At 60.6% G+C, this 19545-nt stretch carries 18 protein-coding genes; 2 read left to right on the plus strand and 16 right to left on the minus strand.

Annotated features, from left to right (window positions below; genetic code table 11):
- Nucleotides 1-36: 36 nt before the first annotated feature.
- The 14 genes from RTCIAT899_RS23495 to RTCIAT899_RS23560 all read right to left on the minus strand — a co-directional run bounded on the left by RTCIAT899_RS23495 (nt 37) and on the right by RTCIAT899_RS23560 (nt 14724).
- On the minus strand, nt 37-948 hold the full coding sequence (locus RTCIAT899_RS23495) for an ABC transporter permease (protein ID WP_015342294.1): 912 nt from the start codon (nt 946-948) through the stop codon (nt 37-39).
- Nucleotides 945-2045 carry an ABC transporter permease gene (locus RTCIAT899_RS23500; RefSeq protein WP_015342295.1) on the minus strand — a complete coding sequence of 367 codons (1101 nt, stop codon included), beginning with the start codon at nt 2043-2045 and terminating at the stop codon, nt 945-947. Before RTCIAT899_RS23500 ends, RTCIAT899_RS23495 begins: the two co-directional genes overlap by 4 nt.
- A complete protein-coding gene (locus tag RTCIAT899_RS23505) occupies nt 2042-3565 on the minus strand; it encodes an ABC transporter ATP-binding protein (RefSeq protein ID WP_015342296.1) in 1524 nt (507 codons plus the stop codon). The genes RTCIAT899_RS23500 and RTCIAT899_RS23505 overlap by 4 nt, the downstream gene beginning before the upstream one ends.
- Nucleotides 3566-3572: 7 nt before the next feature.
- Nucleotides 3573-4673, minus strand: coding sequence for a BMP family ABC transporter substrate-binding protein (locus RTCIAT899_RS23510; RefSeq protein WP_015342297.1), 1101 nt, complete (start codon nt 4671-4673; stop codon nt 3573-3575).
- A gap of 22 nt (nt 4674-4695) precedes the next feature.
- Nucleotides 4696-6075, minus strand: coding sequence for an amidohydrolase (locus RTCIAT899_RS23515; protein ID WP_015342298.1), 1380 nt, complete (start codon nt 6073-6075; stop codon nt 4696-4698).
- 4 nt (nt 6076-6079) lie between these two features.
- Nucleotides 6080-6736 (minus strand): glutathione S-transferase family protein, encoded by a 657-nt coding sequence (locus RTCIAT899_RS23520; protein WP_015342299.1) that lies wholly within the window; start codon nt 6734-6736, stop codon nt 6080-6082.
- Nucleotides 6733-7578, minus strand: a complete 846-nt coding sequence (locus RTCIAT899_RS23525) for an aromatic ring-hydroxylating oxygenase subunit alpha (RefSeq protein ID WP_015342300.1) — start codon at nt 7576-7578, stop codon at nt 6733-6735. The genes RTCIAT899_RS23520 and RTCIAT899_RS23525 overlap by 4 nt, the downstream gene beginning before the upstream one ends.
- Nucleotides 7575-8219, minus strand: a complete 645-nt coding sequence (locus tag RTCIAT899_RS23530) for a Rieske 2Fe-2S domain-containing protein (RefSeq protein WP_015342301.1) — start codon at nt 8217-8219, stop codon at nt 7575-7577. The genes RTCIAT899_RS23525 and RTCIAT899_RS23530 overlap by 4 nt, the downstream gene beginning before the upstream one ends.
- Before the next feature lie 139 nt (nt 8220-8358).
- Nucleotides 8359-8643 carry a hypothetical protein gene (locus RTCIAT899_RS23535; protein WP_015342302.1) on the minus strand — a complete coding sequence of 95 codons (285 nt, stop codon included), beginning with the start codon at nt 8641-8643 and terminating at the stop codon, nt 8359-8361.
- Nucleotides 8644-8762: 119 nt separating this feature from the next.
- Nucleotides 8763-10277, minus strand: coding sequence for an ABC transporter substrate-binding protein (locus RTCIAT899_RS23540; RefSeq protein ID WP_015342303.1), 1515 nt, complete (start codon nt 10275-10277; stop codon nt 8763-8765).
- Nucleotides 10278-10295: 18 nt separating this feature from the next.
- The gene (locus tag RTCIAT899_RS23545; RefSeq protein WP_015342304.1) at nt 10296-11999 is read right to left on the minus strand and encodes a dipeptide ABC transporter ATP-binding protein; all 1704 of its coding nucleotides are present in this window, start codon (nt 11997-11999) and stop codon (nt 10296-10298) included.
- Nucleotides 11996-12847: an ABC transporter permease gene (locus RTCIAT899_RS23550; protein WP_015342305.1), complete on the minus strand. Its 852-nt coding sequence runs from the start codon at nt 12845-12847 to the stop codon at nt 11996-11998. Before RTCIAT899_RS23550 ends, RTCIAT899_RS23545 begins: the two co-directional genes overlap by 4 nt.
- Nucleotides 12844-13782: an ABC transporter permease gene (locus tag RTCIAT899_RS23555; RefSeq protein WP_015342306.1), complete on the minus strand. Its 939-nt coding sequence runs from the start codon at nt 13780-13782 to the stop codon at nt 12844-12846. The genes RTCIAT899_RS23550 and RTCIAT899_RS23555 overlap by 4 nt, the downstream gene beginning before the upstream one ends.
- Nucleotides 13783-13833: 51 nt before the next feature.
- Entirely contained in the window at nt 13834-14724 is an 891-nt protein-coding gene (locus RTCIAT899_RS23560; RefSeq protein ID WP_015342307.1) for a proline iminopeptidase-family hydrolase, read from the minus strand.
- A gap of 131 nt (nt 14725-14855) precedes the next feature.
- Here RTCIAT899_RS23560 and RTCIAT899_RS23565 point away from each other — a divergent pair, with 131 nt between their 5' ends.
- Both RTCIAT899_RS23565 and RTCIAT899_RS23570 read left to right on the plus strand, forming a co-directional pair.
- Complete coding sequence (locus RTCIAT899_RS23565; protein WP_015342308.1) at nt 14856-15638, plus strand: LuxR family transcriptional regulator; 783 nt, start codon at nt 14856-14858, stop codon at nt 15636-15638.
- A gap of 54 nt (nt 15639-15692) precedes the next feature.
- A complete protein-coding gene (locus RTCIAT899_RS23570) occupies nt 15693-16607 on the plus strand; it encodes a proline iminopeptidase-family hydrolase (RefSeq protein WP_041678127.1) in 915 nt (304 codons plus the stop codon).
- Nucleotides 16608-16699: 92 nt separating this feature from the next.
- On the opposite strand, the gene RTCIAT899_RS23575 is transcribed toward RTCIAT899_RS23570, so the two are convergent.
- Both RTCIAT899_RS23575 and RTCIAT899_RS23580 read right to left on the minus strand, forming a co-directional pair.
- Complete coding sequence (locus RTCIAT899_RS23575) at nt 16700-17944, minus strand: amidohydrolase family protein (protein ID WP_015342310.1); 1245 nt, start codon at nt 17942-17944, stop codon at nt 16700-16702.
- Nucleotides 17941-19515, minus strand: a complete 1575-nt coding sequence (locus RTCIAT899_RS23580) for a gamma-glutamyltransferase family protein (RefSeq protein ID WP_015342311.1) — start codon at nt 19513-19515, stop codon at nt 17941-17943. Before RTCIAT899_RS23580 ends, RTCIAT899_RS23575 begins: the two co-directional genes overlap by 4 nt.
- Between the last annotated feature and the right edge of the window lie 30 nt (nt 19516-19545).

Genomic DNA, 19545 nt, shown 5'->3' on the forward strand with positions numbered 1-19545 from the left:
CCCGAAAGCCGGATGCGCATTTTTTCTGGATTTGCTTTAACGCTCAAATGGCTCGCCGAGGGAGGCGACACCGTTAAGCTTGAGCAGGCGGCGGTCGGCCGAGATGATGCCGAGGACGATAATCGTCACGAGGTAAGGTAGGCACGCCAGAAGTTGGGAGGGGACGGCAAATCCGGTCGCCTGCGCGGCAAGTCCCATAAGCGATAACGCACCAAACAAGCAGGCGCCCAGGAAGATCCTCGCCGTCAACCAGGTTCCGAATACAACGAGAGCAATGGCAATCCAGCCCCGTCCGGCGATCATGCCGTCCGCCCAGAGCGGCGTATAGATCGTGGAGGCGTAAGCACCGGCGAAGCCTGCCATCATGCCGCCGAAGGCAACCGCGGCGAAACGGATCGTAACAATGGGATAGCCGATCGCATGCGCGGCCTTCGGGTTTTCACCGACCGCGCGCAGCACCAGGCCGATCTTGCTGTAGGCAAACAGCGCCCATATGGCGATCGTCACGACAAGCGAGATCCAGACGACGATATCCTGGTTGAAGAGACTGCCGATAACCGGGATGTCCGACAGCCCGGGGATCGCGATCTTCGGCAGCGTGGTGACGGTCAAGCTCTCATAGCTCTTGCCGAACAGCGCCGAGAGGCCCTGGCCGAAAATCCCGAGAGCAAGGCCGGCCGCAACCTGGTTCGCGTTGAAACCCAGGATGATCCCGGCAAAGATCATCGAAAGGAGAGCGCTTCCTAGGCCTGCGGCGAGGAAGGCGAGAAAATGGCCGCCGCCGTGATAAACGACAATGAAGGCGATGGCGGCACCAAGCGCCATCAGCCCTTCGACACCGAGATTGAGGACCCCGGCACGTTCTGCAACAAGCTCGCCCAAGGCCGCCAGCAGAAACGGTGTCGCAGCTGCCAGCATGCCCGCAAGAATGAACTCGACAGCACTCATGATGCGCTCCGTGCGGATGTGGGGCGCCATACGATACGATAGCGCACGAACGCCATGGCGATCAGATAGATGAGGAGCAGGCTGCCCTGGAATACGCGGACCGCAGCAATCGGCAGATTGGCGGAAACCATGGCATTGTCGCCGCCGATATAGAGCGCTGCCATGACGATCGAGGAAATGACGATGCCGATCGGATTGAGACCGCCGAGGTAAGCGACGATGATTGCGGCGTAGCCATATCCGGTCGAGATCGAACGCTGCAGCTGGCCAAGCGGGCCGGCAACTTCGGCAGCACCGGCAAGACCGGCCGCTGCTCCGCCAATGATCAGCGAGAGCCAGATTGCCCAGCTCTCCTTGAAGCCGGCATAGCTTGCCGCCCGGGGCGCCAGTCCGCCGACCTGCAATTTATAGCCGGCGAAGCTCTTCTGCATGAAGATCCATGCGGCAATCGACAGAGCAAGGGCAAACACGAACGAAACATTGACCCGCGTTCCCTCGAACAGGATTGGCACCATGGCGTCATACTGAAACATGACCGACTGCGGGAAGTTGAAGCCGTTCGGATCTTTCCATGGACCGAGAAGAAGATAGTTGAGCAATTGCGCGGCGACGAAGCTCAGCATCAGCGAGACAAGGATTTCATTGGCATTGAGCCTGACACGCCAGAAGGCGGTGAGAGACGCCCATAGAGCGCCGCCGAGCGTGCCGAGCAGCAGCATCGCCGGCCACATCCATTGGCCCGTTGCCTGCGGCATCCAGATGGGTATGGAGGACGCGAAGATTGCCCCGAGAATGAACTGACCCTCGGCACCGATGTTGAAGACCTTCGTCCGAAAGCCGATCGCCAGACCCTGTGCGATCAGAAGCAGCGGACCGGTCTTCAGCAATACCTCCGAGAATGATGCCCACGAGACGAACGGCTCGATCAGCATGGCGTAGATCACCGCTGCCGGGTCGCGGCCCATCGCAATGTAGAGGCCAAGATTGAGGGCGATTGTCACGACGAGGGCAATCGGCGGTGCGAGCAATTTCGCGGTCAGTGAGGCTCGTTCCCGTCGGACCAGGGTGGGCAGGACGGCGGAGAAGGAACTGCTCATGTGGGCGCTTTCTCGCGTTGGGGCTGTACGCCGATCATGTATCGACCGATCTCTTCCGGGTGGGTGTCGCGCGTGACGAGCGGCGGGCTCAACCTACCGTGATAAAGGACCTGGATAAAATCGCTGAGTTCGAACAGCTCCTCGAGTTCTTCCGATATGACGAGAATGGCCATGCCCTGATTGCGCAGCTCAATCAGCCGCTTGCGAATGGCGGAGGCCGCGCCCACATCGACGCCCCAGGTTGGTTGCGCGAGAAACAGCAGTTTCGGCGCCAGCATGATTTCGCGCCCGACAATGAACTTCTGCAGGTTTCCACCGGAAAGCGAGCCTGCTTCCGCATCCGGGCCGGGCGTGCGCACGTCGTAGTTCCGGATACATTCGGTTGCGAAGGCTGTCGCCTTGCCGCTGTCGAGGAGGCCATGTCTCACGAGCCTCAAGGGATGAGCCGTTAGCAGACCATTGAGCGTCAGTGACATTTCGGGGACGGCACCATGGCCCAGCCGGTCTTCCGGGACAAAAGCAAAACCGAGTTTTCGACGGCTCGCCGCATCGAGGCTACCCACGTCTTGCCCCATCATGAAGATCTGGTCGCACTTGTCCCGCGGCAGGGTCGTTTCCCCCGAAATCAGGGCTGCCAGTTCCTTTTGTCCATTGCCGGAAATGCCGGCAATGCCCAGAATCTCGCCGCTGCGCACCGTCAGGCTGATGGCGGAGAGCGGCATGCCAAAAGGATCGTCGGGTCGGTAATCGAGGCCAATGAGTTCCAGGCGCTTTTCGCCTTCGGCCATAGGCAATGCAGGGATTGCTTCCGGCATGTCGCGGCCGATCATCATGCGGGCAAGATCATGGGCGTCATGCTCGCGCGGATCCACATGCCCGGTCACATGTCCGGCGCGCAGGATGGTGGCGCGGTCACACAGGGACTGGATCTCCTCCAGTTTGTGCGAGATGAAGAGGATCGAGACGCCGCCGTCGCGTAGCCGGCGCAGCGTCTCGAACAGCTTACCTACGGCCTGCGGCGGCAGCACCGATGTCGGCTCGTCGAGGATCAGCAGCTTCGGATCGGTCATCAGGCATCGGATGATTTCCACCCGCTGCCGCTCGCCGACAGACAGTTCGTGCACATGGGCGAGCGGATCGACTTCGAGGCCGAATTCATCCCCCAATGTGCGGATGCGCTGCGCAAGTTCGGCCTTGCGGCCCGCCACGATCAAGCGAATGTTCTCGACGACCGTCAGGTTCTCGAACAATGAGAAGTGCTGAAAGACCATCCCGATGCCGGCACGCCTCGCCTCCGCAGGAGAAGCAAGGCTGAGAGGCTGCCCATGCCAGGCGATGGTCCCTTCGTCCGGTTGTTCGACGCCGTAAATCAGCTTCATCAGGGTCGATTTGCCGGCGCCGTTTTCTCCGAGGATGGCATGGATCGAGCCCTTGGCCACGTCCAGGTCGATATGCTTGTTAGCATGGACCTGGCCGTAGCTTTTGGAGATGCCGCGCAGCGACAGCAGCGGAATGGTCATGACGTGATTACTTCGGCAAAGGCGTCTTCACACCTTTGACATGCCAGTCCATCGCGACGATCTGGGCATCCGTCAATGTCGCGCCCGAAGCAGCTCCCTCGCTGCCGTCGGCCTTGGTGATCGGGCCGGTAAACGGCGAAAAGCTGCCGCTTGCGATCTTGCCTTCGGTTTCCTTGATCTTCGCCATGGTATCGGTGGGGATTGCCGTGCTCCAATCGACGACCTGGACGACCTTCTCCGCGACGCCGAGAAACGCGTTGGCACCTTTGAACGTACCGGCGAGATGGGCATCGACCGATGCCTTGAAGAACGGCGACCAGTCCGTGGATACGCAGCCGAGATAGGTTTTCGGCGCATATTTCTTCATCGAGGAGTTCAGGTTGAAGGCGTAGACACCGGCTTCTTCGCAGGCCGATATGACCGAGGGCGTATCCTGCGCGTTTGAGAAGATCACGTCGCAGCCTTGCGAGATCAAGGCCTTGGCCGCTTCCTGTTCCTTGGCCGGATCGAACCAGGAGTTGACCCAGACGACCGATACTTCGATGTCTGGCTTCACCGCCTGTGCGCCGAGCGTGAAGGCGTTTACCGACGTGATCAGTTCGGGAATCGCGAAGGCGGAGACCGAACCGAGCTTGCCCGTCTTGGAGACGGCGGCTGCTGCCATGCCAAGCAGGTAAGTTCCTTGAAAATACTTGGCGGCGAAGGGGGAGAAATTCGGCGCGACCTGGAAGCCGGAGGCATGCAGGACGCTGACCTTCGGATTGCGGCGGGCAACCTGAAGCGCGCCGTTCTGATAGCCGAACGATCCGGCGATCAGGAAGTGGTTTCCGTCAGTGACCGTCTTGTTCATGATGCGGTCCGCATCCGGACCTTCGGCGATGTTTTCGATCACCGTCACCTTGACCTTGTCGCCATAGGCGGCCTTGATCGGATCAAGGCCCGCGGCCAACGCATGGCCCCAGCCGACATCGCCGATCGGCGAGGGCACGACGAGCGTGATGCCGAGCGGTTCGTTTGCGGCGAAGGCGGAGCGTCCGGTAAAGGCCGTTGCGAGGCCTGCGACAGCCGCGCTCTTCATCAATGTTCTGCGGGTCAGATTTTTCTGCATCCCAGTTCCCCTTTTTGGTTTTTCAGAATTCTACTGTTGCAAGTGCCGCCTCGGCTGCGGCAAACAGCGCGGCCTCATCCAGTCCGGTGAATTCGCCGTTCTGCCAGACGATACGTCCGTTGATCATGGTCAGATCGGTCGGCATGCCGATCCCGACCTTGGCAATCAGGCTCAGCGGGTCATGCCGTGTCCCGACATAGTCCATCCGCCGTGTATCGATTGCGAAGAGGTCGGCCGCCATGCCCGGCGCGAGACGCCCGATATCCGTGCGTCCCAGCAGGCTCGCGCCGCCGCTTGTCGCATATTGCAGAAAGTCGAGCGGGGCAGGGACGGCATGCGCACGCGTCGAGGCCGTCAGGCACTGCAGCATGTAGGCGGAATGGATGCAATGCATGAGGTTCGAGTTGTCGTTCGATGCCGCTCCATCACAACCAAGGCCGATACGCAACCCGAAGGCCTGCATCGCCGGGATATCGGTCACCTCGGCGCCGACGAGGTAGACCGGCTCTGGGCAATGGGAGACGCCCGTGCCGCTCGCCGCCATCTTGCGCAACTCGTCATGCGTCAGTTCCCAGCAATGGGCATAGAACGTATCGGGGCCGGCAAAACCCAATTCGGCGCAATAGTCGACCGTGCGCATACCGTGCCGCGCCTCAATGACGGGGCTTTCACCTTCACCGACATGTGTGTGCAGCTGCACGCCGCGATCGCGCGCCAGCGCGACCGATTCGACGAAGGTTTCGCGATAGCAATTGACCGGCTGGCAAGGCGCGACCACCACCTGGCGCATGCTGAAGGGGCCGGCATCGTGATAGCTGTCGATCAGCCGCGCGCAATCGGCGATGAATTCGTCGGTGGTTTCGAGCATGGCGTCCGGGATCGTCGACCCCTCGGATTTCGGTAGGGTGTTGCCGCCACGGCCTGCGTGAAAGCGCATGCCAAGAAGGTCGGCCGCCTCGAACTGACGGTCGATCAGGCGCTTTCCCGCATGGCGGGGGAAGCAATATTGATGGTCGAAGGCGGTGGTGCAGCCGTGCTTGATCATCTCGGCCATGGCGGTGACCGAGGAATGATAGAAGCAATCCTCCGTCAGTCGCGAGAAGATCGGATAGATCCGGTCGAGCCATTCGATGACAGAAAGTTTCGTCCAGTCGAGATCCGCCCGGTTGCGCACGAAGCACTGAAAGAAGTGGTGATGGGTGTTGACCAGCCCCGGATAGACGAACCAGCCGGATGCGTCTCGCACCACAGTGCCCTCGGGCAGCACGCTTAGCGACAGGTTTTCTCCAATCGCCTGGAGCGCCGGGCCGTTGGTGAGCAGGTCGACGTTCCGGCGCACGCTCGGTCCCTTGCCCTCATCGACGATCACAGCCGCGCAATTCTTCAGGAGATAGCCGGTCATTCCATCACGTCTCCCCTGCCGGATGCGGATCGGGTTTCAGCTCGTGCAGGCGGTGAATGCCGGGCATTTCGATGAAACCGGGCAGGCTGCGGATTGCACGCATCCAGAGCCGGATCAATGGGTAGGGGTCAAGCGAGATGCCGCCGTCAGGCGCCAGCGCGACGTAAGGGAAGCAGGCGATATCGGCGATGGTCACTCGGCTTCCTGCGAGAAATTGCATGCCGCGTTCGCCCTGTTCGAAGAGGCCAACTTCGAGCTCGCGCAATGCCGCAATCCCCTGAGCCTGTAGAACCTTGATATTTCCCGGTCGCAGGAGCATTTCGTGGAGCCGCGCACCACCAAGATTGGCCGTCAGGCGATGCGAAAAGGAGAGCCATTGCTGTACGCGCGCCCTCTCCTGCGGCGAATCCCGGCCCAGCCATTCCGGCGCAGAATTGGCAGCGAGATAGGCAAGTATGGCGGAGGATTCGGTGAGCACGAGATCGCCATCTTCGAGGATCGGGATGGAGCCTGCCGGATTGAGCGCCAGAAGCTCCGGCCCGCGATGCTCCGCGCCGGGATGGAAATCGACCGGCCGGATGTCCAGCTTGATGCCGAGGATCGCGGCCATCAGCCGGACCTTGTAGCAACTCGGCGATAGAACATAATCGTAGAGCTTCATTGTGCGACCAACTGTGCGCCGTAGGTATAGTTGTGGCGCTTGAGCCATCGCCGGTAGGCGACCGAGGTAAGGTCGGCCCTTGTCGGAATTTCCATGCCGGGATCGAGCGGAAGAAGCACGGGTATCTGGTTCTCAAGGATCGAGCGATCCTGCAGGAAGATCGTCTGCTGAAAGTGGATGAGGTCCGTCATCGGCGTTTCGTCATCGAAGAGCGCCATCCACGGCCACACGTCGCAGAGATCTTCGGCAAGAGGCTGGACGAACAAGGTTATGACGTCCCATTCGCTGGGGCGCGGAGGGCATGTCTTGTAGAGGACGGAACAGGTCGGGGCTGGCACGCGGTACATATATTCGGTCGTAATGCCGCCGGTCGCGGATTTTGCAGCCTGCGGCTGGTAGAATTTTACTTGCGTTGCCCAGACTTCATCGACACCCTCGCGGATCTCGACCTTATAGTTTTCGACTTCCGTATGCGGTTCCGCACCGAGGATGTCGGTGTGGACAAAGGGAAAATGCGCGATGTCGAGAAAGTTCTCTACGGCGCGAAGCGGCGAGCAGCGCACGCGGACCACGCCGACATCGACGAAGCGCCGGCCCGGCTGATCGGCCTCCGGAATGGCGAAAAGCTCCTTCTCCGGGTTCCCGAGGGAGGACCAGACATGGCCATACCGCACGCGGACGGGGAGGGTCCGTCCATTGCCCGTCGCCACACGAGCATTCCCATCCTGATCGCGCGCGACCTCGATCGCCTCGCCCATTAGCCAGGTCTTGCTTCCCTTCTCGCTGAGCTGGCTGAAGAGGCCGACAGGATACCATTCATCGATCATGGCGCCGCCTTTCATTCCGCGATCTCCCTATGGCGCTCTTCCGCCGCACGGCGGATGGATTCGACAGTCCGGGATGCCGCAATGCGGTCTGCCGGGCTGCGATCCCTGTCGATCATGAGAAGTAGGAGCGTATGCTTCTCCTGTGGTGCCAGAAGCAACCCGATCCAGGGAAATTCCGGCAGGCGGATCAGCCCCCTCGCATCGATCTTCGCCCCTGCCGTGGCCTCGATTGCCGCGACATCCGCGTCCACGCTCAGAGAGCGTAAAGGGGCAAGTTCGTCGAGCTGTGGAGGCTGCGTTGCCGGCTGTCCGACGGCTGCCCATAAGATACCACCCGCTTCTTCAATTTGCTGGACCGCGACGCGGATGGTTTCCGGGGGAACCAGATCCGGATGGGCGGGAATGCGAATACATCCGCCTGACACCGAATAGCTCCAACCGTGATAGATGCAGGACAGCGCTTCGCCGCGGACGAAGCCATGCGACAATCTCATTCCGCGATGCGGACAGCGATCGGAAGATGCAGTTGCGCGGCCCGACTGACTGCGCCATAGGGCAATCGGGCCAACCGATGTCCAGGCCGGTATGACGGTCCCTGGCGGCAGATCAGAGGAAAGGGCGACTGGCGCCCAGGATCCGATCCCATCAAATGGCATAGCCTTAACTCTCTTAATTTCACCAATGACTTAGCGCCGCTGGTCATCGGCAGGCGCCGATGCCTGCATCCCCGTAGCGCTTAAAGGTTTTGCATAAATAATTCGCATTGGCAACAATGATTAAATAAAAGGCAATAGATCAGGAATTTCTAAGATGCGATGGCTGCGGGTCATTCATGACCCTGCGCTGAATCTCGTCTACCCAGACGTCGATCGGACCGAGTGAGCAGCCCATTTCCAGCATGTCGATCAGTTCCGCAGGCCCGGTGACCTCAAGTTCGATCCGGTCCGCATCGGAATGGAAAAACCTCTGCGAAAGCCCGAGCTTGTTGGCGTGACGCTGGATCCAGGGGACGAACGAGGCTGCGTTAAGATCGCCCAGTATCGTCATGCGTTCCCGAAATTCACCTTGCGGCACGTGCATTCGCCAATGATCCTTGCCTTGCGTCAAGATGACAGAATAACCGCTTCGTGGGTTTGCGAAAGGGGCATCTTACAAAGCAATGCTCCGCCGCCCCTGTGGACAGCGGAGCTGGGGGCATGTCAATTCTTGACCGTATCTTCCAGGAAGAAGCGGCCGAGCGGGTTTTGATGGAAATTATCGACGTTCTTGCGCGCGACGTTGATGTAGGGGCTGTAGTAGAGATCGATCCAGTTGACGTCGTCCTTCGCCATCTTCTGCAGATCGACATACATCTCTTCGCGCTTCTTGGGATCGAGCTCCAGGCGGGCCTTGGCAACCAGCTCCTTCACGGCCTCATTCTTGTAGTTGGTTGAATAGTTGTTGTTGGAATCGTGACCGAGCACGAAGGTCGTCTTCTGGTCCGGATCGAGGATATCGTTGGTCCAGTAGTTGACTGAGATGTCGTAATCTCCGGCAACCGTCATGTCCCATTCCTGGCTGGGATCCACCTTCTGCAATTTGGCTGTGATGCCGGCCTTGGCAAGCTGCTGCTGCACCAGGACGGCCGTCTGTTCATCCACTTCATCGCCGGCGCGAATGAGGTAGGTCAGCGTCAGGTTGGAAACGCCTGCTGCCGAAAGCATTTGCTTGGCCTTCTCCGGATCGTAGGGGCGTTGCGGATTATCCGCATAGTAATACAAGGCGCCCTTCGGAATGTAGGAATTGGCGACCGTGCCCTGATGGAAGGTAACGGCGTCGACGATCGCCTTCTTGTCGATCGCCATGTCGAGGGCCTGGCGGACTTCCTTCTTGCCGAGATCGCCATGGGCGTGGTTGATCAAGAGGTGATCCTCACGCGTGGACGGATCGATCAGCACGTTGAGGTTCGGGTCCTTTTTCAGCTCTTCGACGCGCGAGAACGGCACGAAAATGGCGGTATCGAGCTGGCCGGCCTGCACGTTCAGCATCCGGGTGTTGTCGTCCGGTACCGAGATCCATTCGACGCCGTCGAGCTTGACGCGGTCGGCCTGCCAGAAATTCGGATTCTTCTTCAGGATGATGCGATCGCCGCGGCGCCATTCCTCGACGGAAAAGGCGCCCGAGGCGATCGGCTTTTCGGCATAGGCATCAGCGCCTAAGGATTGCATGCCGGCCTTCGAGATGACCGAGGCATTCGGAAGCGCCAACGTCGACAGGAAGGGTGCCGATGCGTGCTTGAGCTTGATCGTCAGCGTGTGTGGATCAGTCGCGACGGCGGTATCGATGACCTTGTAGGAATCGCTCCAGAGCGACGCCGGATCATCGCGGATGCGCAGCAGGCTGAAGGCTGCATCATCAGCCGTCAGCGGCGAGCCATCGGAAAATTTCGCATCGCGGATCTTGAAGACATAAGTCAAGCCGTCCTCCGAGGCGGTCCAGCTTTCCGCGAGACCCGGTTCCAGCTTCGTGCCCGTCTTGTCGACGCGCACCAGCACGTCGTAAACGTTTGAGAACACCCAGTTGTCGATATTCTGCGCCGTCTTGATCGGATCGAACGTTGTCGAATCCTCGCGGCGCCCGATGGTCAGCACGCCGGCGGCTTCGGCGTAGCTCGCGCTCAACGTCAAACCGGCGAGAATTGCGGCAAGCCCGATTGTTTTCCACTTGTTGATCATGAATTCGTCCCTTCGTTGTTATCGCATGCGTTTGGCTGATTGTGTCTGCCCGGCCGGTGCCGCGTCGCGTTCGCCATGCAGGGGCCTGTCCGGATCGATATCGGGAATGGCTGCAATGAGCGCTGCGGTATAGGCATGTTTCGGGTGGGAGAAGATCTCCTGCGAGCGGCCTTCCTCGACGATCTCGCCGCGATACATCACGACGGTCCGCTCACAGAGATTGCGCACGATGGCGAGGTCGTGGGCGATGAAGATCAAGGTCAGGTTCATCCGACGCGTCAGTTCACGGAAGAGATCGATGATCTGCGCCTGGATGGTGACATCGAGGGCGGCCACACATTCGTCGGCGATGATAAGCTTCGGGTCGACCGCAAGCGCCCTTGCAATGCCGGCGCGCTGGCATTGGCCGCCGCTCATGCTGCGCGGCTTGCGATCGGCGAATTCGCGCTCCAGCCCGACGAGATCGAGCAATTCGCCGATGCGTGCGGGGATCTCAGCCTTTGCGACCTTGCCCTGGACTTTCAGCACCTCGGCAAGCGTCTGGCCGATCGTCAGGCGCGGGTTGAGTGCGTTGAACGGATCCTGGAAGACCATGGCGGTTTCTCGCCGGAGCCTTGCGAGGCCGGCGCTCTTCTGCTGGGTCAGATCGATACCGTCGAAAGTGACATGGCCGGAGGAAATCGGGGTAAGGCCGAGAATTGCACGGGCAAGCGTGCTCTTGCCGCTGCCGGATTCTCCCACGATCCCGATGGTTTCGCCCGGCATGATCTGCAGGCTGACGCCGGAAACGGCGCTGAGCGTCTTTGCGCCGCTGCCCTTTAAGAAACCGCCACCGACCCTGAAGTCGACACGCAAGTCATCGATTTCGAGAAGCGGCTTGGTTGACCTCTCCGGCCTTGCGGGTTCCGACTGCGTCATTGCAGCTTCGTCGGGCAGGGAAGGGTGGCTGTTGATCAAATCGATCGTATAGGGATTTTCAGGCCGGCTGAGGATCGTCCTTTTGAGACCCTGTTCAAGCAGCCGGCCGCTGCGCATGACGGCGATCCTGTCGCAGGTCTGGGCGACGATGCCGAGATCGTGGGTGATGAGGATGATCGAGAGCCCGCGCTTGTCGCGAATGTCGATCAGCAGCCGCAGGATCTGCGCCTGGATGGTGACGTCGAGGGCCGTCGTCGGCTCGTCGGCGATCAGGATCTTCGGGTTGCAGGAGAGCGCGACGCCGATCATCGCACGCTGCCGCATTCCGCCGGAAAACTCGTGCGGATAGCTGTCATACTGCCTGATGGGATCGGGAAAGCCGACCTGCTCAAGGATCTCGGTTGCGGCTGCGCGCGCCTCGCGCGTCTTGAGCCCCTGATGGTAGCGGATACCTTCGGCGATCTGGTCGCCGATGCGCATAACGGGGTCGAGATGGCTCGTCGGATTCTGAAAGATCATGCCGATCTCGCCGCCGCGCACCTCAAGCATCTCCGCATCGCTGATTTCTGTAAGTTCGCGCCCTTCGAGCCGGATGGAGCCGCTTTCGATGTTCAGAAGCGACGATGGCAGCAGCCGCACGAGCGAGCGGCACAAGAGGCTCTTGCCCGAGCCGCTCTCGCCGACAAGACCGAGAATCTCGCCCTTGCTGAGATCGAGCGAAACGCTGTCGATCAGCTTGCGGGTGCCACCATCGAGTCTTGCCTTGACCACGAGGTCTCGAACGGAGAGCAGGGGGGCGCTCATTCATGCACCCCCAGCAGCTCGCCGAGTGCATCGCCCAGCATGCTGAAGCCGAAGGCGAGGCAGACGATGGAAAGACCGGGAAACAGCGTGATCCACCAGGCCGTGGTGATGAAGCTCTGGCCTTCCGCCACCATGACGCCCCATTCGGCAAGCGGCGGCTGAACGCCGAGGCCGAGATAGCTGACGGCTGCACCGCTTAGGAGCACCAGCACGGCATCCGACATGGAAAAGACGATGGAGCCGGCAATGGCATTCGGCAGCAGGTGGCGGAACATGATCCGGGGACGGCTGAAGCCGAGGCTGACGGCAGCAACCGCATAGTCGCTGCCCTTCAGCACCAGCATCTGCGCGCGGATGAGGCGGGCATACGAGACCCAGCCGACGAGGGCCATGGCAATATAGAAGCTGCTCAGCCCCGGTCCCAGAATGGCGATGATCGACAGCATCAGCACCAGGAAGGGGAAGGCGAGGATGATATCGACGATGCGCATGAAGAGCGCGTCGACAATGCCGCCGAAAAAGCCGGCAATGGTGCCGACCGTCGTGCCGATCAGAAACGGGAAGAGCACGCCGATGACGGCGATCTGCAGATCGATGCGCGTACCCCAGATAACGCGGGAAAGAATATCGCGCCCGAAATTGTCCGTGCCGAACGGATGCAGGAACGACGGCGCCTGCAGGCGCATATCGGCATTCTGAAAGATCGGGTCATAGGGCGCCACCATTGGCGCTGAAATCGCCAGAAAGAGAAAGAACAGAAGGATGCCGCCGCCAAGCGTCAGCGTCAGGTGCTTTCCGAAGAGCCTGTTCCAGCCGGGGGAGGCGACAACTGTCGTGTCGATGCTCATAGTTTCACCCGCGGATCGACGGCGACTGTGACGATATCGGCGAGGAAGTTGACCAGCACCGTGGCGCAGGCAAAGACCATCGCAACACCCTGGACGACCATGTAGTCGCGCGAGAAGATGGCGCGCACCAGCAGCTGTCCCATGCCGGGCAGGGCAAAGACGCTTTCGACGACGACCGTGCCGCCGATCAGCCAGCCGATGTTGACGGCGAGCAGGTTGATTGATGGCACCAGCGAGTTCGGCACGACATGCCGCCAGAAGACGATACCTTCCGGCATGCCGCGGGCGCGGGCCGCAGTCGCTACATCCGATTTAAGAGATTCGATCATCGCCGCCCGCAGGCTGCGGGTCAGCACCGTCGAAAGCGATAGCGCAACGGTCAGAGCCGGCAGGATGAGATGAGCGATCTTCTCGCCGATCGTCGAGCCGTAGCCCGAGACCGGCAGGACGCCGAGCTGGACGCTGAAGAGGATGATCATCATCAGGCCCAGCCAAAAGGGCGGAAAGCCGATGCCGAAGGTCGAGACGACGCGCACGACATGATCCGGTGCGCGCCCGACATTGCGCGCGGCAATCGCCGACATCGGCACGGCAATCAGGATCGACAGGATGACGCTCGAGACGACCAGTGCGATCGTCGGCTCGATCCGGGTCGAAATCAGCGGCAGCACGTCGATCTTGTAGAGGATCGATTTGCCCATCTCGCCATTGCCGAGATTCTTGATGAAATAGAAATATTGCAGCCACATCGGCTGATCGAGGCCGTATTGCGCGCGGACGCTGGCGAGGGCGGCCGGCGTGGCGCGCGTTCCAAGAATATTGCGCGCGGGATCGCCGGGAATGAGGCGGACCAGAACGAAGGTAATGACGCTGATGCCGAAGAGGACAGGCAGGAACTGCAGCGGTCTCGTCAGTACGAATCTATAGCGATGCATAGCGGCGATCGCCCCCTTGTCGTCGGTGGGATTGGATCACCTTAACTTGCATCAGCTTGCCCTATGCCGTGACAGGAAATCGAGGAGCGCCGGATAGTAATCCCACGGGTTCTCATAGAAGGGCATGTGGCTGGCATTGGCGAAGACCTTGAGTTCGGCATCCTTCAAGGCAAGCTTCATCCTGAGTGCACAGGCCGGCGTCAACTCGTCATGTTCGCCCGCCGTGATCAGCACCGGCATGGCAAGTTTCGGAAGGTCTGGAATGCGGTTCCAGTCCTTGAGATTGCCGATATAGAGAAATTCGTTCGGTCCCTGCATCGTCTCGTAGGGACCCATGTTCCAATCGTCGAGCGAGCGGCGGACCGGTGCCGGCCATTCCGGCAGGCGGCAGACATGGCGATAGTTGAGGATGGTGACGGCGGCAAGATATTCGGGGTGGTTATAGGTGCCTTGCGCCTCGTGCTTCTGCATCATCGCGACCGTTTCCGGGCCGAGCGCCGCGCGCAGCCGCTCCAGCTCGGAAATCAGATGCGGCATGTCGGCGACGGTATCTTCGAGGATCAGCGTCTTGAGGTTCCCGGGATAGGTCAGCGCATAGTCGATCGCCAGCCAGCCACCCCATGAATGACCGAGCATATGAACCTTGCCGAGGCCGAGCGCCTTGCGGACGGTTTCAGTCTCCTCCACATAACGGCCAATGGTCCAGAGGCTCTTGTCTGTGGGACGGTCGGAGGCGCCGGTGCCGAGCTGGTCGAAGGCGACGACCCTGTACCCCTTGTCGATCAGGCAGGAATGCGCCTCGCGCAGATAGTCGCAGGGCAGGCCGGGGCCGCCGTTCAGGCAGAAGACCGTCTCAGGGCCGCTGCCAAAGCTGTAGGCAACCACCTTGTAGCCATCGACCTCGACGACATGACGCGCCTCCGGCTCAATTTCACGCCACATTGATAACTCCGGCGAAAGATTCTGCTTGCTCAATATTTGAGCATGGCTAAATTTTTACCTTAAACCGCGCTCGGCACCAGCTATAAGAAGTGATAGGTTGGGAGGTCGCAGGCACAGACGGGAACCGCTGCATGTTCGATCAAATCGGAACCATCAGGCGCCAGTTCACGGCGCATCAGACGCTGGACGGCCGCATCGACCAGGTCTTCGAGGCCATGAAGGCAATCGGTTTCGAGGCGCTGATCTACGACTATACGCCGGTGCCCTACGATCTTGACGGCAGGGTGATGATCCCTTCGCTCCTCAAACTGCGGAATATCTCCGACGATATGCACGAATACTGGTTCGATCGCGGCTATTTCCGCATCGATCCCGTCCAGCAGGTGGCGCTACGAACCTCGGCCCCCTTCTTCTGGAATTATGATCCCGACGCCGATACGCTGATCAAGCGCTTCATGAGCGAGGACACGGTTCCCGTTGCGCGCTACCTGAGCGAGCGCGACATGTCGACGGGTGTCACGGTGCCGGTGCACATGCCGCGCGGCGATTACGCGACGGTCACGGGAATTCGCTTTGGTGCCAACAAGGAGTTCGAGCGCGACGCCCTGCGTTATATCGCCGATTTCAACCTGCTTGCGCATGTCTTCCACGAGACGGCCTATTCGCTCTTCGACACCGCAGCGCTGAGTGTCGGCAAGATCCGGCTCACGGAGCGCGAGAGGGAATGCCTGCGCTATTCCGCCGAAGGCTATTCCGCCAAGGAGATTTCCCGCATTATCGATCGCTCAGTGCCGACTGTCGTCATGCATTTGAATGCCGCGGCAAAGAAGCTCGGCGCCAAGAACCGCACGCAGGCGGTCGTCCGCGCCACGCATTATCGGCTGCTGGAAGCGCAACCATCCTATAACTTCTGATAGCTGCCGCAGCCGTTTCGGTCGCGTTATGGTCTGCTCCATCGTAGCCTGGAGATGGAGAGACACGTGGCCGCAATCCCGACGCAGGAAGCCTTTCTGCCCTTTCGCGAATACCGGACATGGTACCGCATCACCGGTTCGCTCGATTCCGGCAGGCTGCCGCTCGTCGTCGCCCATGGCGGGCCTGGCTGCACTCATGACTATGTCGACAGCTTCAAGGGCATTGCCGAAATCGATGGCCGCGCCGTCATCCACTATGATCAACTCGGCAATGGCAAGTCCACGCGCCTGGCGGAAAAAGGCCCTGATTTCTGGACGCCGGCGCTTTTCCTGGATGAGCTGGACACGCTGCTGAAGCATCTCGGCATTCAGGATCGCTACGCCTTTCTCGGACAGTCCTGGGGCGGCATGCTGGGTGCCGAACATGCGGTGCGCCGACCGAAGGGGCTGAAGGCATTGGTGATCGCCAATTCGCCGGCCAACATGCATACCTGGGTCGCGGAAGCAAACCGCCTTCGCGAGGAGCTGCCGCAGGAGGTGCAGGACACCTTATTGAAGCACGAACGCGCCGGCACGATCACCGATCCGGAATATATCGCCGCCTCCCGCGTCTTCTATGATCGCCATGTCTGCCGCGTCGTGCCCTGGCCGGAGGAGGTTGCCCGTACCTTCGCCACGATGGATGAGGACAATACCGTTTACCGCAACATGAACGGCCCGACCGAGTTTCACGTCATCGGCACGATGAAGGATTGGACGATCGAAGACAGACTTCCCCTCATCGAGGCGCCGACCTTGCTGATTTCGGGCAAATATGACGAGGCTACGCCTCTGGTGGTCAAGCCTTATGTCGATCGTGTCAGGGGCTGCGAGTGGGTGCTCTTCGAAAGCTCCAGCCATATGCCGCATGTCGAAGAGAAGGATCTTTGCCTGAAGACGGTCGCGGAGTTCCTGGAGCGGTATGACTGATCTTTCGGCCTTTACGGGGTATCCAATTGCGCAGCCGGCTCGCTTCTTCCATCGTGGACCACTTCGGTCCCCGATGGAATGGCGCGGTCGTTCTAGATAGGTTTGTGGAGCATAGGGCGACCGTTGTCGAAGCTCTTGCGCCCCCTTTTCCAGCCGGCAATCACACGGGCAATCTCGCGCACGGCCGTACTGGGGCCGGCGCTGTCGAGGAGGACGATCGTCGCTTCGCCGCCGGCCTGCAGACGCGTGCTGCTGTCGAATTGGCCCGCTGCCATTCCGCTCACCATGTCGAAAACCAAGGCCATATCTTCGTCACGCGAAAGCTGGGCCACATTGGCGTAAAGATTAGCCATGCGAATTAGCGAAGCGTCGCCATAGGGCGTGAAGGGATTAAGAATATTGTTGGTCGCGATGGATGTGACGACCCCTCTTCTGGCGAGCAGATGGGCCGGCGCCACGCCACGTGGAACCAGGCGGTCTTGGCCTCGGCCCATGAGGAACAGATCGGTTGCCGGTAGCACGGCTAGAGCGATCCCGGCCCGTGCAAGGCGATCGGCGATGGCAAGCAGCTGTGCCTGTGGCATAGCCGACAGATTGGTGACGTGGCCGATCGATACGCGACCCTGCCAGCCATGACGGAGCGTGGCGTCGATCACGTCGGGCAGATCGGTTCGATCGGGATCGAGACTGAAATCGAGATGAAAATCGACCGGGACATCGTGCTTTGATGCGAGGGCGAAAATCATGTCCACATGCCGGCCGGGAGAGGGATCCGTATAAGGACAGCCTCCCACCAGATCTGCACCATCCGCAAGTGCGGCGTCGAGCATGTCGTATGTTTGCGGCTCATTCGTGAGCCCGTCTTGAGCAAAGGCGCAGATTTCGATGTCGATCGCGAAAGCATAATCCCCACGGATACGCTTGATCGCTTCAAAGGAGCGGAAGCCTGCGCGCGGATCGATCTCGACGAAGGTTCGCATCCTCGTGGTGCCGTGGGAAATCGCCTTCTCGACAACACGTGCAGCGCGCGAATAAACATCGGCTTCTTTAAAGCTTACCTTGGCTTTGGCGACTTCCTGCACGGCCTCGCTCAACGTACCCTCGCAAATTGCGCAGCGGTCGAGAATGCAGGCCTTGTCGAGATGGATATGGGTATCGACAAATCCGCCGAAGGCGAAGCTTCCTTCGCCGTCGACGTCCGATACCGCGTCGCACCGAATGCGCGATTCGATGGCTGCGATCCGGTCGCCCCGAACTGCGACGTCGACGAAATCGCCGCCCTCCGCGATGCGAACGTTACGGATGATGAGATCGAATTGTTGATCGCTGGCGCTCACAGCAGGATCGCGCCTCCGTCGCTGCGCGGATCATGCGCGCCGTCGATCGCCCCGTCTTCGCCGATGCGGATCACGCCGGCTTGGCCGCCAAGTGGACTGAGAGCGTCGATTGTCGAGATCTCATGTCCCATGGCGGCAAGGGCCGACACCAATTCGGCGCCAATATTTTCCTCGATCTTCAGGCTGTCGCGGCTGTCCGAGAATGTGCGGCCGAGCAAAAAGCGCGGGCGTGCAAGGGCGGCAGCGGGATCAAGGCCGTGATCGATCAGCAGGCTGAGCAGCAGCGACAGCGTCTGTGGCTGGCCGTCTGCCCCTTGCGTCCCATAGACCAGATGCGGTCGCCCGTTCTTCAGCGCAAGACCTGGATTGAGCGTATAGAAAGGGCGCTTTCCAGGCTGGATATGATTGGGGCTTGCCGGATCGGTGCTGAAGGCGGCTCCCCTGTTTTGCCAGAGGAGGCCGGTGTCGCCGATTACCACGCCGCTGCCCCAGTCGAAATACAGGCTTTGCAATAGTGATGCGCATCTCCCATTGGCATCCACGGCGGCAAGCAGCGCCGTATCGCCGTGTCGATAGTCTTGCGGCCATGGCAAGGCCCATGCCGGATCGATCGCAGCAGCCTTGGCCACAAGGCGATCCGGATCGAGAAGGTGTTTCGCGACATCTGCGGCGTAGCGAGGATCGGCGATGGCGTGCCGATCGAGGAATGCCTGTTTCACGGCCTCGACCAGTGCATGGTAATAGGCCGGGCTGTCGGGCTGGAAATCTGCCATCGGCAGGTGACCGAGCACACCCATGATGCCGAGGGTGGTTATGCCTTGGGTCGGCGGTGGCGGAGCAAGAAGTATCGTGTCGCGATATGCCTGCCGGAGGGGAGCGACAATATCGGTTTGCGTGGCGGCGAGATCGGCGGCGGAGAGCGGAGAACCGACCTCGGCAAGCCCGCTCGCAATTCGCCGGGCCAGCGCACCCTCGTAGAATTCGCGGGTGCCGTGACGGGCTATGGCCTCGAGCGTCCGGGCCAAAGCGGGCTGGTGCTGCAGGCCGCCAGATCGGAAGAGCCCGGCGAAGCCCGGCCAGTCGTTCAGCTCATCGCGCCGGAATTCGTACCAGAAAGTCTGCGACTGACTGACCTTAAATCCGCCGTCGGCGAGCGCGATGGCGTCGTCGAGAAGGGCCGGCAATTGTTCAGAGCCTGCCCATTCGGCAGCGGAGTAGGCCAGCGCCTTCTCCCAGCTGTCGACGAGGCATGCTGTCGTGAGCGTAGAGGCCGGTCCCCGCAGAGGTATCTCTCCCTGCGGCATGGCTGCCGCGGCCTGTCCGATACCGAGGAACGTCTGAGCATTGCCTTTCTCGTCCGCCACCAGCCAGACAGCATCGCCGCCGAGACCGCAGAAATGAGGATAGGTAACCGACAAGGCAGCGCCGGCTGCAACAAGTGCTTCGATTGCATTGCCGCCCCGCTTGAGCACTTTCGCGCCAGCTTGGCTGGCGAGCCAATGCGGTGTCGCGATCATTGCGCTGGAAGACGGCGAATTCGTTTGCGGGGTCTCTTTAGCAGAAGGGCTCATGAGTAGATTTCAGCGATGCTTCCGGTGGCG

The sequence above is a fragment of the Rhizobium tropici CIAT 899 genome (genome assembly GCF_000330885.1).
GTDB classification, from domain to species: domain Bacteria; phylum Pseudomonadota; class Alphaproteobacteria; order Rhizobiales; family Rhizobiaceae; genus Rhizobium; species Rhizobium tropici.

Bases quoted from the DNA above. Each gene is read 5' to 3' on its own strand.
- RTCIAT899_RS23500 (WP_015342295.1), bottom strand. From the start codon at position 2,045: ATGAGCAGTTCCTTCTCCGCCGTCCTGCCCACCCTGGTCCGACGGGAA.
- RTCIAT899_RS23560 (WP_015342307.1), bottom strand. From the start codon at position 14,724: ATGTGGCGTGAAATTGAGCCGGAGGCGCGTCATGTCGTCGAGGTCGAT.
- RTCIAT899_RS23565 (WP_015342308.1), top strand. From the start codon at position 14,856: ATGTTCGATCAAATCGGAACCATCAGGCGCCAGTTCACGGCGCATCAG.
- RTCIAT899_RS23495 (WP_015342294.1), bottom strand. From the start codon at position 948: ATGAGTGCTGTCGAGTTCATTCTTGCGGGCATGCTGGCAGCTGCGACA.
- RTCIAT899_RS23525 (WP_015342300.1), bottom strand. From the start codon at position 7,578: ATGAAAGGCGGCGCCATGATCGATGAATGGTATCCTGTCGGCCTCTTC.
- RTCIAT899_RS23540 (WP_015342303.1), bottom strand. From the start codon at position 10,277: ATGATCAACAAGTGGAAAACAATCGGGCTTGCCGCAATTCTCGCCGGT.
- RTCIAT899_RS23515 (WP_015342298.1), bottom strand. From the start codon at position 6,075: ATGACCGGCTATCTCCTGAAGAATTGCGCGGCTGTGATCGTCGATGAG.
- RTCIAT899_RS23535 (WP_015342302.1), bottom strand. From the start codon at position 8,643: ATGCACGTGCCGCAAGGTGAATTTCGGGAACGCATGACGATACTGGGC.
- RTCIAT899_RS23520 (WP_015342299.1), bottom strand. From the start codon at position 6,736: ATGAAGCTCTACGATTATGTTCTATCGCCGAGTTGCTACAAGGTCCGG.
- RTCIAT899_RS23530 (WP_015342301.1), bottom strand. From the start codon at position 8,219: ATGCCATTTGATGGGATCGGATCCTGGGCGCCAGTCGCCCTTTCCTCT.
- RTCIAT899_RS23555 (WP_015342306.1), bottom strand. From the start codon at position 13,782: ATGCATCGCTATAGATTCGTACTGACGAGACCGCTGCAGTTCCTGCCT.
- RTCIAT899_RS23505 (WP_015342296.1), bottom strand. From the start codon at position 3,565: ATGACCATTCCGCTGCTGTCGCTGCGCGGCATCTCCAAAAGCTACGGC.
- RTCIAT899_RS23580 (WP_015342311.1), bottom strand. From the start codon at position 19,515: ATGAGCCCTTCTGCTAAAGAGACCCCGCAAACGAATTCGCCGTCTTCC.
- RTCIAT899_RS23510 (WP_015342297.1), bottom strand. From the start codon at position 4,673: ATGCAGAAAAATCTGACCCGCAGAACATTGATGAAGAGCGCGGCTGTC.
- RTCIAT899_RS23545 (WP_015342304.1), bottom strand. From the start codon at position 11,999: ATGAGCGCCCCCCTGCTCTCCGTTCGAGACCTCGTGGTCAAGGCAAGA.
- RTCIAT899_RS23550 (WP_015342305.1), bottom strand. From the start codon at position 12,847: ATGAGCATCGACACGACAGTTGTCGCCTCCCCCGGCTGGAACAGGCTC.
- RTCIAT899_RS23570 (WP_041678127.1), top strand. From the start codon at position 15,693: ATGGAGAGACACGTGGCCGCAATCCCGACGCAGGAAGCCTTTCTGCCC.